Below are 14,781 nucleotides of genomic sequence, written 5' to 3' on the forward strand. Positions count from 1 at the left end.
CTACACCTCATTTCTTGAAACTGTTCTAATCATTCTATCAGCACCAGATCCTTGACCAGCTATTAAAATCTGATTTTCATTTGAGCTTTTATTCTCTTTGAAATTTATCATTTGCACCGAGTCATAGGTCGGGTCTAATCTGACACCCTTTCTAATTTTAGCTGTCAATACCTCAAATATAAAATTTTTAGTTTCTAAGTCTAAAACTATATCCCACCCTAAACCAGAAGCCTTTGAAATTTCATAAAGTATGTCTGATATTTTTTGGAATCTAGCTCTATAATTAATCTGTTTTCCAAAATTATTATTATTACCATTCAAAAGTCTAGAAACCTGTCTGTTTGTGTCAGTAGGATTTATTAAATTCTGATCAATATAATATCTCATAGCACTCTCAGCGTTACCTGAGAATGTGTCATAACCATCTCCTGTGTTTACATCATTAATTGCTATTCTATTCTCAAATATTTCTCCTAGACCTTTCCCTGAAACAGTTAGAAATTCTCCATTTACATCTTTCTTTAAATTCCTTGTAGCAATTCTGCCAGCACGAACGACGTCACCTTTTTTCGCAGCAACATAATTATCAAGCTGTAAATAGTTAGAAACTTTAACTTTTCTGTTTAAACTCAATTCATAATCATCTACTTTTCTCCAGCGTCTATTCCACACAAAATCCTTGTATTCTTCAAGTATAGCTAATAACTCAAATTCCGGAGATAAAATCATTATTACTTCATTATCAGTTATAGATTTAAAATATAGACTAAAGTTAGTCTGTATTTGATTTTCTATTATAGGAAGTAGTTCTTTTAATTTTACAAACTTTATATCTAAGCTCGATACTGTTTCAATTTTAATTTCTCTTATTGTGCTGCTTAATTTTATATTTAAATTAGTTTCTGATTGATTTTCTAATAAAATAGCAGAACTAAGCTTAATGGTAAAAGTAGAAATGCTTTTAAAATTGGCTTCTATTGCTGAAATTTCTAATAATTCATATTTTATAATTAAAGTATTTCTAAATATATCAGAGTCAACATTATAAAAATTAATATCTAAACTGTTTTGAAATTCATAATCAGTATATTTTAAATTTAAACTATTATCTGCTAATTTATGATCTACGTCTAACACATTTGTATTATCGCCATTATATACTAAATTTAACCCATTCGTCATTCCATTGTAATAGTTCACTTTTAATTGATTATCGCTCTTAGAAAAAAGAAGGCTCACGCTATTAGTATGATTTCCGTTATAATATATTTTTAAAGAGTTGTGAGCCTTTGTATAATCAATAATTAAACTATTTACAGGAGGATTGAAATATTTTATTTTCATAATTTATTCCTCCTCTTATAGTTTATGCTGTGGAATCCACATTACCTATAACAAGTAATTCTAAGGTTGCGTTTCCGACTGTCTGCACTTCATTGGTTGCGAGTTTTAAATATACTGTTATTACATCAGCATTGGTAAAAGGTATTGTAATTTCTTCTAGATTTTCAAATGGATCTTCAGTTGCTGACATTAAGCAATTAACGTTGTTTTGAGTAGTTCCTAACGTTATACTTTCAAAAGTATTTGAGGTAACATTAGTTGCAATCTGTACCGAATAAATAGCAGTATCTTTTATTGGTGATAACTGCCCTACATCAAGCTCAGTAATTAATTCATTATTAGCATTAAAGAAATAAATATTCTCTTCAACAGGAAAGTTTAAACTAGGCTCAGATGCTGCGATAATACCTTCATAAACTTTGAGGTCAGAAATTTGCTCATCTTGTGTTTGATAACCAGTTATTTCTAATATCAGAAATACCTCGCTATTATTAGAAACTACAAATTTTGGAATATTAGTAACAGTTGTAATTACAGTATTTAAGTCTTGTATTTCAACAATATCAGTAGCATTTTTATTAGCTATAACTGTATCTTTGTCCAATATAGCTGTATTTATTACTTGTCCATCGGTGTTATAAGCAGTTTCTGTAATTGTAAAACTATTCAGCATAGTTTTAGACTCTATATTAAAATCTATGATTTCTGAATATTTATCTTGACCTCCACCAGACTCATCAAAACCATATAACAATAATTTAGCAATTTTATCTTCAGTAGCAGAATCTTTATATAGTTTTATTTGTTTAAATGTACTCATATTAGTAATAACACTGCTAATTAGATCAGCATTCTGTATTTCAATTTGAGCAGGAATTGCTTCATTCTCAACTATCAATTGCAAAAAATAAGTAGAAGTACTCACATTATGAGCAGGATAAATTAAGGTTGTTTTAGATACATTTTCATCATATAACAAATCAAAATCTTCTATCATAGACACATCTGCAGAAGCGTAACTAACGCTATTAACGATACTAAAGTTAGAAGGGTTGAGCAGCATTATGTCAGAGTTATCTTGAGATGTATAAAACACTCCAAGTCTAAAATCTGGGTTATTAAAATCTAAACCATTATCTTTTATTTTTAATGGTATTTTACCAGCAGCTACACCAAATGTATCTGTAACAACATTTGTTGCTTCTGTTATCATATTTGACAACTCCATAAAATGAATGTTTCCAGTGGAATCACCTATAATAACTTTTTCGTTTCCTTCACTACCAGCAATAGTTATACTTAATCCGGTTATTGAAGGTAAAGTTGTGTTAACTTCTAGAGCATCTGTTTCTAAATTATATATATAATAATTGGTAGCTCCCATCATATCTCCACCATGCAAAGCAACTACATATTTCCCACTATTTGAAATTGTTACAGAAGCAGGCATTGGTAATGAGTTTAAATCTTTTTTTAAGTCTCCTAAAGCCATTTTTTATCACACTCCTAAAAATCTATTATAAAAATTAATTTCACAAAAAGTATTCTCGTTTATTCCTGCTCCTTCAAACCTTAAAGCATTTTGCTCTCTTTCTAAATAAAATAACTCCGAATCTAAGTCAAGAATATTCATAGCTCTTTTAAATTTTCCATTTTCATCAATAAATTCAACAGTCTTCTCGCCAAACTTGGTATTAATATTAATTTTTTGATTTTCCAATAACTCAATATTTAAAGCTATTTTTTTACCTGTGGTCAGATTAATAATATTTGGATTTATAACCGGTCCAGATATCTCAAACATACAGTCAGTTTTAGTGTGTCCCTCATTAAAAACAGTAAAATCTGAATTAGCTGGTAGAATAAAGTTATTGGAATCAATATCAAACCAGCGTGGATCAGCACAAAGAAAACTAACCTGCACAGTCTGAAAAGCTTGTCCCTGTGCATCTCCTCCCGGCATTTCTAAATTTTCAAGTTCAGCATTAATCTGATATGCTTTACCATCATTTTGCTGCCAGATTAATTTACCTTCTTTTAAATCCGGATTTAGTTTTGAAATCAGTTCTTTTCTCAAATCAAAAACTACCTGTCTATTATTACCTTTTAACAAAAACTGTATATTTATTGCTCTTGGTTGATATATTTTATTAATAACTGTTGAGCCTATTTGACCTGGCGCTTTATTTTCTCTTAAAGAATGAGCTGTATTTGCAAAACCATCCCACTGTTGTAAAATAATATTCTCCTGCTCCAAAAAAGTCATTATTTGATTTTCAGAATTTATAAAGCTAATTATCATAAAATTCACCTTCTTTAATCAAGACTAAATATACAACTTCCTTGGGTTACAATTTGTGCTTCTCCAGCAAATGGATTTTTAGCACTTGCGAAAGGATAAAGAGCTAACAATGTACCTGTAGTACCTGTCTGCGAATCAGTTAAAAAAGCATAAGTTATTCCAGCATCTTCATCTTCAGCCCAAGGACCAAACTCAATTTGAGTACTATTTTTTACAGCCTGTGCGTTGTTAAAAATCTCTGGAGTATCAAAAATAACTTCTTTTCTTTCGTAACCAGCATCATCAACTTCTATTAAATCTGTAAATAAAGCAGTTTCATCTAAACTTCCAGATGTGTTTGTAGCCAATCCAATATAAATATTAGTAGGAAGTGTTCCTGTGTTTCTAAATAAGGCATTTAAAACTAATTTTTTCCCTGCATCAGTTAAACCTGTCATTTATAATCACCCTCTTATTATTATTCTACAACTGTTCCTAAAAACTCAACATCGGAATATATTTGAAAAAAATATGTCCTTGCATATCTATTCTTACAATCTCAAGCCAGCCATTTAAATATCATCCAACATGTTGTGGGTAGTATTCTTCCAGCCATCTAATAAACATAACTTTATAAATTACCATACATAGCTCCCAACTTTCTCATTAATTGCTCTTGTTTTCTTCGCTGTTCTGAAGCTGTTTCAATATTATTCCCATCCATATTTACAGTTGGTTGGAAGTTATTATAGACTCTAGAATTAAAGCTGCTTTGAGCTGCTGTTCGAGCTTGCGGTGTTACTTGAGCTTGTGAAACATTGATTTGAGTAGTCAACTTATCTTTAATAGAAGTCATAGTATTTTTCAAACTATCTTCTTTACTTTCAATTCCTTTCTCTAAGCCTTCACTAATATTAGTACCTATTCCAGCAAAAACTTTAGAAGGCGAGTTAATTCCTAAAACTTTTTTTGCTGCATCGGTCAATCCTGAAGCAACATTTTTCACAGAGTTTACAACTTTATTCATAGCTGATTTTATACCGTCAGCTAAACTAGTTATTATATTCCTACCTATAGAGTATAAATCTTGATTTGATAAATACTCATAAACATCTGTCCAGAATACTTTAATTCCATCTACTATTTGACCAATTTTACCTGGAATCCAATCTACAACTTCATTAAACATTTCTTTCATATCTTCAGCAACTATTTTAAATGCATTTACTGTGAAATCAATGACATCATTCCATACATCATTGATAGTTTGCGCTATTTTACTAAAAATACTTATAAAACTATTAACAAAATTTTGGAATGTATTAATTGCAGTATTCCAGATAGAAGAATCAGTTACATAACCTTTTATTGTATCCCATGCATTACTAACGTTATCTATCATAGCTTTAAAAACATTAATAATCGTATCCTTTATGCTCCCAAAAACTTCTTTAATAGCATTTACTAAAGCTGAATCTGAAATAGTTTCAATTATGCTGGTCCATATTTTAGAGATAAAACTTTTAATATTGTTCCATATTTGTTGAGTATATACTAAAATTTGATCCCAGTATTTGATTATCTGTCCCACTGGTGTCCAGTTTAAGAATAGAGTTAAGATCACATCAAGAATATTACTTATAGTGTTTTTAATTGCATTCCAGCTATTTTTAGTAATTGATTTAACACTATTCCAAAGACCTTTCATTATAGATGAAACACTTGTAGCCATACTATTAATTAAATTTTTTAGACCTGTCAAAGCATTTGAAGTTATAGTTTTAATATCATTCCAAATTTGTGGAAAGTACTCCGGTAACTTTAAAAAAGTTCCAATAAATACATCAACTAGGTATTTTAAAAAGTATGCAATCTCCTTATGCCATTTTGAAAATATAGCAATAGCCCCAGCAACAGCTGCAACAATTGCAACTAATGGGCCAGCTCCTAGAGCCATGATTGCTGAACCAACTGCTGTAATTGTAGGTATTAAAGGTGCTATGGTTGTCATAATAGTTCCGACTACTACAAGAACAGGACCAATGGCCGCTACCAACATTCCAATTACACCAATAACAGCTTGTATTGGCTCAGGTAAATTACCTAACCAACCCGCTACTTTTCTAATACCACCAACTAAAGACTGGAAAATAGGAAGCAGCACATTTGATATAGCAGGCTCTAACATATCATAAATAGATAAAGCTGCATCAATTAAGCCATCTTTTAATAATCCTAGCCTTTTCTGCATAGATTTCATCTGTTTATTTGCAATATCTTCTGTTGCTCCACCTGCATTTCTTAATTCAGTTTCATACTGTCTAACTTGTTCAGAAGTGCCCATTAATAAGTTAATGGTTCTTTGAGTTTCAGCATTAAAACCTAGCTGTTTTAAAGTTGTTGCTTTTTGTTGATCGGACATTCCTGATAATTTATTCTCTAGCATTTCTATAATGTCAGCTATATGCTTCATATTGCCTTCAGAATCATAAATACTCACATTATGTTCTTCCCACATACCTTTATTTTTATTTTGAGCATCAGTTAAATAAGTGAGTGTTCTAGAAAGCATATTACCAGCTTCAGAACCTTTTATACCCATATCAGCAAAAACTGCTAATAAAGCCGTACCTTCTTCTATATCCTTACCCGTAGCTTTTAAAGCTGCACCTGCTTGGTTAGTCATTGCTTCAGAAAACTGCTGCGTGCTGGCATTAGCCATATTTTGAGCCTGAGTTAATACATCAGATACACGCTGCATATTTTCCATATGTTCAGCAGTATCTTCTGCTGCTAAACCTAAAGCACTTTGAGCATCAGTTAAAAGATCAGTAGCTGTGGCCATATCAAAATTACCAGCTGTAGCAAACTCAGCAACTTTCGGTAAAGCTTCCATCGCTTCAGCTGCATCCATACCAGCAGATGCCAGGTAATAATATGAATCTGCAGCCTCTTTGGCCGATTTATCAGTTGATAGAGCAACCCCTCTAGCTGTATTTTCCATTTGGGTTCTCATTTTGTTTGAAACATCACCCATAATAGAAAGAGATTGAGTCATAGAATTTTCAAACTCAATCCCAAACTTACCAGCTGCTGCTCCGATTGCTACAAGCGGTGCTGTTATATTCTTAGTCATTGTAGAACCAGCCGATTTTAGCTTATTTCCTGTTTTTGATACTGACTTTGCCAATCCAGACAACTCTTCTTTAGCAGTTTTAATACCTGCTTTAAAATCTTTTACTCCAGCTGTAAAGTTTGTAACTATAGCACCTGCATTATAAGCCATAAGCTCACCTCCTGATCTTCAAATTAGGATTATAGTTTTTCAACTCTTCATCTGAGCCAACCCCAGTGTCTTGGGCATCATTACTAATTTTTTTAGATTTACCGGTTTCTAAAAAGGTTTCTGGTGGGTTTTGTATTCTAGTAGCTCTAATCATCTTATATTCAAGATTAATTTCTTTAGTCTCCCGTTTTTGAATTTGTATATATATTTCTTCAATTTGTTTTTTGGTATATTTCCAGATCACTTCATCAGGAGGCATTGAATAAGTGCTAGCTATTTTTTCTACTGCTTCGAACTCTGTAACTTTGTCTTTGCTCTCTGAATCATTGCTTTCCACTGCAGCACTTTTGTAAAATTTTCAACGATCATCTCAATATCATTAACTTCTAAAATAACACCAAATAATTTTATCTCCTGAGAAATTAATAAATTATTATTTACCCATTCCTCATCTTTATCTAGCACTGCTGAATATAGTTTTAATAAAGCATCTTCACTTATTACGCTTATCAAATCAGGTATATTCTCTTCAGCATTTTCTAAAATTTCTTGATCTAAATTTAAAACTAGTTCTGCAAAAATATTTATCAGTTTCCCATATTTAGCTCTAACAAGCGGACCTACTTCAAGTTTTTCTTTGCCAACATAAACATCTTTAGTTTCCGGTATTAAAACTTCATCTACTTTTGTAGCCAAATTAATCTCCTCCAATATTGAAAAGCAGGGTTTCCCTGCTTTAAATAATTTTTATACTATTGTGGTAAAACTAGTACGGTAGTTATCTCCCATTGAATTGCCTGCCATATCTCTTATTTCTCCAGAAACAAAAGCAAGATACAATGTATCACTTGCTAAATTTGATTCTGGAATAAACGTAACAGTAAAATCATTCGGATTATAAGCTAAATCTCCAGCTATCTCACTTCCTGTAGCATCAACAATATTGAAATTACCTTTAGTAATATCTCTTTGCTGTATTGCTTCTGAAAAAGTCCATTCAACTTCCATATCTACTGCAACATCAATATCACTATCAACAGGAGATACAGCATTAATAACAGGAGGTTCGGTGTCATCATAAGTATCAACCCTTTTACCATATCTAGTTTTTTCATCTTTTGTAATATCTTCAATGATTAACATTGTTACCTCATAAACCGCATTATCATCTTTTGTCTGTTCAACTTCTGATGCCGAAATGGGAAAAGCCTTCCAAAACTCATAATTTGCAGTTCCCCCACCTGGAGCTGGTCCATCAACAAATAAAGATTTATATTCAACTTTTGGCGAACCTCCAAAATAAAGTGTGTTATTTTGAGCATCAAGTGCTTCACCGACTAAACCCCATGCAAGTTTCATGTTTTCTAAAGTATTTTCTTTCATAGTGAAAGTAACTTCTAGCCTTTCACCAATTTTGGCTATACCGATTACTCCTAAATACTGATCAGCATCATCAAATTCTTTGAATTCAGTTTCTTTACTATAGCTAACTCCACCCTGGGTTATACCAATATCTCTGGCATCTTCTTTATTAGAACCGTACGCTCCAACAAAAATATCTGATGGACCTACGGTAAAATTACCAGGGTTTCTAACAGCCTTAGTAACTGTCATTGAAATCACCTCTCTTTAATTATTCTTTTATCCAAATATTATAATTTGCACTAAATAAATGGTTTCCGTTTTCATCTCTACCAATATGGCCCGGTTCATTTTGGGCTTCTAACTTAATTACCCAGGTATCACCAAGCCAAAACTGATATAATTCTTTTAAAACTTTTTGTACTTCTCCAGCTTTACCTATTCCCAGAGGATAGCTTTTATTCCGAGTAATAACCTGGAATGTTCTATCAGCTGTCTTATCTTTTCTAGGAGCTCTACCAGGTGTATCGTAAAAAGTAATGCAGTCAATCGGCTTAGATGGCCTCTGACCAATAAAAATATCTTCACTAAAAGTTCCCACTTCATGAGCTTCCACAAAATCAACAACTTTTTTTAATAAAATACTCAATTATTATCACCTTCTTTATCTAAAGCAGCTTCGATTGCTGCAGCTAGACCCTGAATATAGTGCGGCGACTTTTCTTTTAAAGGGTTTTCTAAATATTTAGCCTCTCCACCGCTTATGCGACCTGGATGATTATGATTAAGATCCTGTTCTTCATGTTGATAAGTAGCATAAGGAGTGTTAAAAGCAACCTCTCCAATTAATTCATCAATCATTTTTTGTAGAGATATATTCCCTGCCTTAAAATCTTTAATTAAATTAGCTTTCCCATTACCAGAACTTTCAGTATGAGCTACCTGGTCATCATTAACTTTTGCAATACCTGCCCCTCTTAAATATCCAGTTTTTATAGGTGCTCTATTCATAGCCTCTCCAAGCAAATCAAATACAATAGCTACCACTTCTCGTTTAGCAGCTTTTAAAGCAATATCTTCTGCTTTATCCAAAGCCTTTTGAACCCTCTTAATATCCTCTTCCATTTTTTCAACATCTAAATCAAATAAAGGCTCTTCTTTCATTTTAAATACACCTTTAAATATTGATTAGCAACTATACCAGGTACATGGCCAGAATTTATAACCACTTTCTTTTCACCATTAAAAACAATTACACTTTCTGGTGGAAGATTCTCAAATCCTGGCGGAAGCCAAACTTCAATTGAAGATACAACTTCATTTCCTTTTGAGTTTCTTACAAGTTTAGTTCTTTCAAATTTTCTACATTCGACATTTTCTGCTATTTCTTCTAATTCAGGGTTACCATAACCATCTGATTTAATAAATTTATTTATTTTTTCTGCAACAGCATTAAAATAACTTCTTATCATATAAGATCACCAACCTGATACTTATATTTCTTTACAAGCTGCTGCACTGTTGGAGCATATGCAATACCGTTTATTACATAAGTTTCACTAACTGATTGAGAAACATTGATACTCTGAACACCCTGAGCCTGTAGATTAAGCCTTTTTCTATCTTCGGGACCTAGATTAAGCAAAAATATTGCCTGCTCAAATACGGCTTTATTATAGTCCTCTCTCGACATTTTAGAACTGAAATTCAAGCTGTCAATTTCTCTTTGAGCATGAGATAAAGCAGCCTTTTTCTTTTCATCATTAGAGTCATCCCATTCTGAAGTCCAGAGTCGCTTTGAAAAATAAGTATTAGCTGCAGCTATTGTAGGCATTTTTATCACTCTCTCAGTTCTTCTAAGCGATCAGTTAAATATTCAAGTGTAGTTTTTCGGTTTTTATTTTCTTTTTCTTCTAGCAACCAACTTTCTAGCTTTTTAATATCCTTACAATTATCAATAATTTCATCTGCTTCATTGACAGTTAGTTCAGTAATTTTGACAACTGGCTTTTTCTCTTCAACTTTTTTTAAAATAATAATCTTACCTTGAGCAGCTTTCATCTGCCCCCATTTATCATCACAATTAAATACATCACCTTCTAAATAAATCTTTTTATCCGGGCCAGCTGGATAGCCAACCTTCCAATCAGCTTGAACTTTCAACATAATTTCCACCACCTTAAAATAAGAAAGAGCACCAATTAAGGTGCTCGCATTATTTATGCAGACAATACGTCCATATAGAAAACATATTCAGGATTATATACTGCTGGCCACATTTCAGTCTTCATAAAGTGCCAGTATTTCTTTGGATCATTTTCTTCATAAATTGTAGTAAAGATGCCTGGCTGGAAATCATTCTCTGCAACAGGCCCCATTACTAGGCGGCCAGTATCTTCAATAGCCTGTCCAGCAGACTGTTTAACTAAAACAACTCTACCTTTAGGTACAAAGTATTCAGTAACAGTAGGTCTTCCTTTTTTATCTTCATGTTTTACAAATTCATCATAAGTTATAATCTCTGGATATCCTAAACTAACCAGATAATCATTAATTACACTTAGAGAAATACGAGTAGCATTATCGGAAAATTCACTTGCTACTTCAGTAGAACCTGTTAATTTTCTTAATTCAGCTCTTCTCATGACTATATTAGAAGGCATCTCATCATTTGTGCTGAAATAAGTCTCACAAGCTGCTATTAAATCACTTAATGGCTTAGGAGAAGCTCCATCCCATGGACCCCCTTCTAAAGCAGAACTATCAATTTTATGTTTAGATGGTACACCAAAATCAATAGCTAGTCTCTCATTTTCATCTTTATCATTAAATATGATAGCCCCTTTAGCCATTACCTGCCATCTTAACCACTCTCGTCTTGCTTGAGCTGAGCGTACGTTTCGTGCAGATTCATCTAAAATCTGACGCAAGTTTCTTTTTAGCTCATTATCGTTGCGAGGGTTAAAGATTTTATTTAAAATGGCTTTATTCACTTCAAATTTCTGTCCAAAGGGCACAACAGATCCAGCAACTTTTTTAATAGCCGGGCCACCAACTATTGGTGCTTCTGCATCTCCTCTGGACATTATTTTTGCCATAGCTGTGGTATTATCAAAAATATGATAAACCCAGTCATAATCAAATTCTTCCTGGACAGGTAAATAAGCAGAACCTATATAATTTTCAGGTTCATCAATTTCCTGTAAAAATCCTAAATAATCTATTCCAAATTCATTTTCAATTGTGTCAACCAATTTTTCTTTAGGCATTTATTCTCACTCCCTAGTTTTTAAATTTTAAAGTATTATTCAAAAGATATCATTGGCAAGTCTGCAGCAACCTGCTCATCATAATTAGGCATTCTTAAAGCATAAACTGCCCCATGAACTATACCTCCAACTAAAGCGTCTTCATCAGACACATCAATCAGTTCAGTACAAACAAATTCTGCTGCCGCAGCCCCATCATTCTTTTGAATTACAATATCTTCAGCATGAGCTGTAGTAATTCCATCTACAGTCAAAGTTCCTGCTGCTTCATCGATAGCAGTAATAATGGCTGTTTCTTCATTACTTCCACCTGGATCACAAATTATTTCATCACCATTCTGCCAATTATGCCAATCTTCCTCATTTAGATTTTTTAGAGGAATAGTGTTTTCAGCTGCATCAGCTCCACCAATTGCTACCTTATCTCTAGTAACAGGTGCATATTTACCAGAACTGGTTAATTTACCAATAGCAGCTCCTGGAGGTACATAGTCACCGTTAACAGCTTCTTTACTTACAACTCTTGCTCCGTCAATATAACGGGCATGTCTAGACTTTAAGATATTTATAAATTCAAGTTCTTCAGTAACACTGGGCTTTAAAGTCATTATTATTCACTCTCCTTTTTAGATTTGTATCCTAATTCCATGGCCAGACTTTCAGTATTCTTTTTCTTATCTTTTGGACCATTTCCACCTGGGTTACCACCTCCGCCACCGATATCTTTACCTGCTTCTTGTTCACCAAAAATATCTGGCTTTTCTTCTTTAATCTCGTTAATTAAGGCCGATGGTCCAAGTTTTGCTCCATCTTCAGTTAAAATATTACCTTCTTTATCAGTAGCAACTACTTTTCCTTCTTCATCAAGTTTCAGTCTGTTTTTAATACCCTTCTTTTCAACTAAAAACTCGAAATAATCCGGATCTTTAACTCCAGCATCTTTGGCTGCTAACTGCAGCTCATATTCAGTTTTTAATTCTTTTTCACGTTCCTCAGCTTTACCTTCAAGCTCCTTAACTTTTTCTTTATACTCTTCCAACTTTTCAGGATCAACTAAACCTTTCATTGCTTCTTTTAATTCATTAATTTCAGTCTCATAAGAACTTTCGGCCCGGGCCAGCCTCTTTTTGACAATCTCATCGACATCATCCTGAGTAAATAAATCATCTTCATCAGGCAAATTACTATTCCAGATATTTTTTATTTCCTCTTTGAGATCATCTGTAATCTCAACATCATTTTCTTTCAAAAATTTAATTAATTCATCCATTTTATACAACTCCTTTTATAATTCCTGTTTTAGGTCTGTCGACCACCGTTTTAAGCTCGTCAGCTATATACCAGGAGCTTTTAATGTCTTCCCCAGTCTGGACATAAAAAAAGCACCCCAGCAATGGAGTGCAGCAAAAATATTAAATTTAGGCATAAAAAAAGACACCCTCTCAGGTGTTTAATTATTTTAATTTAGTTGTAAACTTTCTTAGCAGCCAGTTAATTCCTTCTAAAGCCATAACAATCGGCTGCACATAAATTCTATGATACCAGGGCAGGTCATGATAAGGTGTATCCCAGATAGACATTATTCTTCAACTCCCGGCGGAGCTTCTCCATACACTTTTTTATATCTCTCAATATAATCTTTTTTATTCTCTTCTTCAGATTTATTATAATCTGGTTTATCATCAACTAAATCTAATCCGATTGGTTTTTTATTATTTTCAGACATAATATCATTCCCCCTCAGGAAGAATTCTTCTATAAACCCATCCTAACTCATCTGCTAAACTAGTCATAAGCTCATGACTATGTTCCTGCCACGCTTCTTCGCTTGATAGCTCTCCATTTAATACTTTATCTCTAAACTTTTCATGATGTTTATATTTATGCTGACTATATAATCGATTAACCTTACTATCAGAATTAACTTTTTTGCCATCACTCATCATACAAGAATATTTTCTGCCATTATGTCCTTCTACAGTCATACTGTAAATTGAATCAAAATTATTCAGTACTTTTAAATCATCTGAAGAAAATGAAGAACTTCCCGGATGATTATGTACCATAATTATACTATTTTTAGGTGACTTTTTCAATTTATCTACCAGTTCTGGAGTAAACTCAACTGAACTCTTACCTCCAGATAAGTCTTTAAAAGCAGGCAAACCATCAGATTTATTAATTAAAGAAAGATGCTCAGTTCCTGTTTCTTTTCCTCTTTCTAAAACCTTAAGATGTGTTTTTTCTAGTTTTTCGATTACATCATCATTAAGTTCAGGATGTAGCTTTTTATATTCCTTGCTAACCTTTAAATCACTTTTATCCGAGCTTATATTCTCTTTTACTTTATTTTGATATTTTTCAATCCATGGAGTCATCACATGGGCACAATTAGGATGAAATGGTGGCCTTGCATCAAGTTTTGGATAGTCCGGATGATCACCTGATAAAGAATAAACATTACCTTCATATATATTACAAATATCCATACCATCAACATCTACATGCTCACTTATTTGCACTAAATCAAAGCCAAAATCATTCATTCTATTTTCAATACCCTGAGTCTGTAGCTCTCTGGTCCTGGTGCGGGCAAACATTCTTATATATCTGTCAGGCTCCCACTTGCGGCCAATGCTATCAATTAATTTCAAGCCACTGTTTCTAATTTCCTGATACAATCTGCTGCCTATTTCCTTACCGGTAGTTGTACCACCTCTAATACCTGGCCTTTTGATAAGATTAATGCCTCTGACTTCATTAATACCACTCCTAACAACACCATCAAATCTTTTTCTCCAGGAGTCATTAATCATTCTGACATCTCTTAACATATCAGCAGTAACTTTTTCTGTAATCTTTTTGATTTTTTCTCTGTCTTTAGGAATTAAATCAAAAATCTGTGTAACTTCACCTTCATCATCATCAACATACTTACTCTGGTTTTTAATATAATTATTTGCCAGCTCTCTACCTGATAGATTACTTTTAGGTGCAGCAATACGAGCAAAGTTTTCAGCACTTTTAGCAAGTTCTGTTAAATCTTGATCAGCTCTCTGCCTTAATTTATCCAACTGGGCCAGCATATCCTTTTTATTTCCTATCTGTCTTAATTTTAAAGCTTCCCTATCAATAGAATCAGTTATCTTCTTATACTTATCCAAAATTTGCAGTATCTCTTCTTCAGCGGGGTTCTTTTCTAAATTGTTAGGCTCTAGCTCATCATACATATCAGCCAT

The 14,781-nt window shown here is 33.0% G+C and carries 19 protein-coding genes; all 19 read right to left on the minus strand.

The window, feature by feature from the left end:
• A complete protein-coding gene (locus tag ACZ446_RS08300) occupies positions 1-1,344 on the minus strand; it encodes a Gp37-like protein (protein ID WP_464392110.1) in 1,344 nt (447 codons plus the stop codon).
• A gap of 22 nt (positions 1,345-1,366) precedes the next feature.
• Positions 1,367-2,836 carry a hypothetical protein gene (locus tag ACZ446_RS08305; protein ID WP_464392111.1) on the minus strand — a complete coding sequence of 490 codons (1,470 nt, stop codon included), beginning with the start codon at positions 2,834-2,836 and terminating at the stop codon, positions 1,367-1,369.
• 6 nt (positions 2,837-2,842) lie between these two features.
• Entirely contained in the window at positions 2,843-3,646 is an 804-nt protein-coding gene (locus ACZ446_RS08310; RefSeq protein ID WP_464392112.1) for a phage tail domain-containing protein, read from the minus strand.
• A gap of 14 nt (positions 3,647-3,660) precedes the next feature.
• Complete coding sequence (locus tag ACZ446_RS08315; RefSeq protein WP_464392113.1) at positions 3,661-4,083, minus strand: phage tail fiber protein; 423 nt, start codon at positions 4,081-4,083, stop codon at positions 3,661-3,663.
• A 173-nt stretch (positions 4,084-4,256) separates the two neighbouring features.
• Positions 4,257-6,911, minus strand: coding sequence for a phage tail tape measure protein (locus tag ACZ446_RS08320; protein ID WP_464392114.1), 2,655 nt, complete (start codon positions 6,909-6,911; stop codon positions 4,257-4,259).
• A gap of 4 nt (positions 6,912-6,915) precedes the next feature.
• Positions 6,916-7,248 (minus strand): hypothetical protein, encoded by a 333-nt coding sequence (locus ACZ446_RS08325; RefSeq protein ID WP_464392115.1) that lies wholly within the window; start codon positions 7,246-7,248, stop codon positions 6,916-6,918.
• Complete coding sequence (locus ACZ446_RS08330; protein ID WP_464392116.1) at positions 7,194-7,607, minus strand: hypothetical protein; 414 nt, start codon at positions 7,605-7,607, stop codon at positions 7,194-7,196. Before ACZ446_RS08330 ends, ACZ446_RS08325 begins: the two co-directional genes overlap by 55 nt.
• Before the next feature lie 51 nt (positions 7,608-7,658).
• A complete protein-coding gene (locus ACZ446_RS08335; RefSeq protein ID WP_464392117.1) occupies positions 7,659-8,525 on the minus strand; it encodes an Ig-like domain-containing domain in 867 nt (288 codons plus the stop codon).
• Positions 8,526-8,544: 19 nt separating this feature from the next.
• Entirely contained in the window at positions 8,545-8,922 is a 378-nt protein-coding gene (locus tag ACZ446_RS08340) for a minor capsid protein (protein ID WP_464392118.1), read from the minus strand.
• A complete protein-coding gene (locus tag ACZ446_RS08345) occupies positions 8,919-9,437 on the minus strand; it encodes a hypothetical protein (protein WP_464392119.1) in 519 nt (172 codons plus the stop codon). The genes ACZ446_RS08340 and ACZ446_RS08345 overlap by 4 nt, the downstream gene beginning before the upstream one ends.
• Positions 9,434-9,745: a hypothetical protein gene (locus ACZ446_RS08350; RefSeq protein WP_464392120.1), complete on the minus strand. Its 312-nt coding sequence runs from the start codon at positions 9,743-9,745 to the stop codon at positions 9,434-9,436. The genes ACZ446_RS08345 and ACZ446_RS08350 overlap by 4 nt, the downstream gene beginning before the upstream one ends.
• Positions 9,742-10,107 carry a hypothetical protein gene (locus ACZ446_RS08355; protein ID WP_464392121.1) on the minus strand — a complete coding sequence of 122 codons (366 nt, stop codon included), beginning with the start codon at positions 10,105-10,107 and terminating at the stop codon, positions 9,742-9,744. Before ACZ446_RS08355 ends, ACZ446_RS08350 begins: the two co-directional genes overlap by 4 nt.
• A 5-nt stretch (positions 10,108-10,112) precedes the next feature.
• A complete protein-coding gene (locus tag ACZ446_RS08360; protein ID WP_464392122.1) occupies positions 10,113-10,439 on the minus strand; it encodes a hypothetical protein in 327 nt (108 codons plus the stop codon).
• Between the two features lie 53 nt (positions 10,440-10,492).
• Positions 10,493-11,542 (minus strand): major capsid protein, encoded by a 1,050-nt coding sequence (locus ACZ446_RS08365; RefSeq protein ID WP_464392123.1) that lies wholly within the window; start codon positions 11,540-11,542, stop codon positions 10,493-10,495.
• 35 nt (positions 11,543-11,577) lie between these two features.
• Entirely contained in the window at positions 11,578-12,150 is a 573-nt protein-coding gene (locus ACZ446_RS08370) for a hypothetical protein (RefSeq protein WP_464392124.1), read from the minus strand.
• Positions 12,151-12,152: 2 nt separating this feature from the next.
• Positions 12,153-12,812, minus strand: a complete 660-nt coding sequence (locus ACZ446_RS08375; RefSeq protein WP_464392125.1) for a hypothetical protein — start codon at positions 12,810-12,812, stop codon at positions 12,153-12,155.
• Positions 12,813-12,996: 184 nt separating this feature from the next.
• Positions 12,997-13,122: a hypothetical protein gene (locus tag ACZ446_RS08380; protein WP_464392126.1), complete on the minus strand. Its 126-nt coding sequence runs from the start codon at positions 13,120-13,122 to the stop codon at positions 12,997-12,999.
• Positions 13,122-13,268, minus strand: a complete 147-nt coding sequence (locus tag ACZ446_RS08385) for a hypothetical protein (RefSeq protein WP_464392127.1) — start codon at positions 13,266-13,268, stop codon at positions 13,122-13,124. Before ACZ446_RS08385 ends, ACZ446_RS08380 begins: the two co-directional genes overlap by 1 nt.
• Positions 13,269-13,272: 4 nt before the next feature.
• A complete protein-coding gene (locus ACZ446_RS08390; protein WP_464392128.1) occupies positions 13,273-14,781 on the minus strand; it encodes a phage minor capsid protein in 1,509 nt (502 codons plus the stop codon).

This window comes from Halanaerobium sehlinense, assembly GCF_055379485.1.

Excerpts from the sequence above, each read along its gene's own strand:
- ACZ446_RS08305 (WP_464392111.1), bottom strand. The coding sequence starts at position 2,836 with ATGGCTTTAGGAGACTTAAAAAAAGATTTAAACTCATTACCAATGCCT.
- ACZ446_RS08300 (WP_464392110.1), bottom strand. The coding sequence starts at position 1,344 with ATGAAAATAAAATATTTCAATCCTCCTGTAAATAGTTTAATTATTGAT.
- ACZ446_RS08385 (WP_464392127.1), bottom strand. The coding sequence starts at position 13,268 with ATGTCTGAAAATAATAAAAAACCAATCGGATTAGATTTAGTTGATGAT.
- ACZ446_RS08320 (WP_464392114.1), bottom strand. The coding sequence starts at position 6,911 with ATGGCTTATAATGCAGGTGCTATAGTTACAAACTTTACAGCTGGAGTA.
- ACZ446_RS08370 (WP_464392124.1), bottom strand. The coding sequence starts at position 12,150 with ATGACTTTAAAGCCCAGTGTTACTGAAGAACTTGAATTTATAAATATC.
- ACZ446_RS08390 (WP_464392128.1), bottom strand. The coding sequence starts at position 14,781 with ATGGCTGATATGTATGATGAGCTAGAGCCTAACAATTTAGAAAAGAAC.
- ACZ446_RS08380 (WP_464392126.1), bottom strand. The coding sequence starts at position 13,122 with ATGTCTATCTGGGATACACCTTATCATGACCTGCCCTGGTATCATAGA.
- ACZ446_RS08350 (WP_464392120.1), bottom strand. The coding sequence starts at position 9,745 with ATGATAAGAAGTTATTTTAATGCTGTTGCAGAAAAAATAAATAAATTT.
- ACZ446_RS08345 (WP_464392119.1), bottom strand. The coding sequence starts at position 9,437 with ATGAAAGAAGAGCCTTTATTTGATTTAGATGTTGAAAAAATGGAAGAG.
- ACZ446_RS08365 (WP_464392123.1), bottom strand. The coding sequence starts at position 11,542 with ATGCCTAAAGAAAAATTGGTTGACACAATTGAAAATGAATTTGGAATA.
- ACZ446_RS08335 (WP_464392117.1), bottom strand. The coding sequence starts at position 8,525 with ATGACAGTTACTAAGGCTGTTAGAAACCCTGGTAATTTTACCGTAGGT.
- ACZ446_RS08375 (WP_464392125.1), bottom strand. The coding sequence starts at position 12,812 with ATGGATGAATTAATTAAATTTTTGAAAGAAAATGATGTTGAGATTACA.
- ACZ446_RS08360 (WP_464392122.1), bottom strand. The coding sequence starts at position 10,439 with ATGTTGAAAGTTCAAGCTGATTGGAAGGTTGGCTATCCAGCTGGCCCG.
- ACZ446_RS08310 (WP_464392112.1), bottom strand. The coding sequence starts at position 3,646 with ATGATAATTAGCTTTATAAATTCTGAAAATCAAATAATGACTTTTTTG.
- ACZ446_RS08315 (WP_464392113.1), bottom strand. The coding sequence starts at position 4,083 with ATGACAGGTTTAACTGATGCAGGGAAAAAATTAGTTTTAAATGCCTTA.
- ACZ446_RS08355 (WP_464392121.1), bottom strand. The coding sequence starts at position 10,107 with ATGCCTACAATAGCTGCAGCTAATACTTATTTTTCAAAGCGACTCTGG.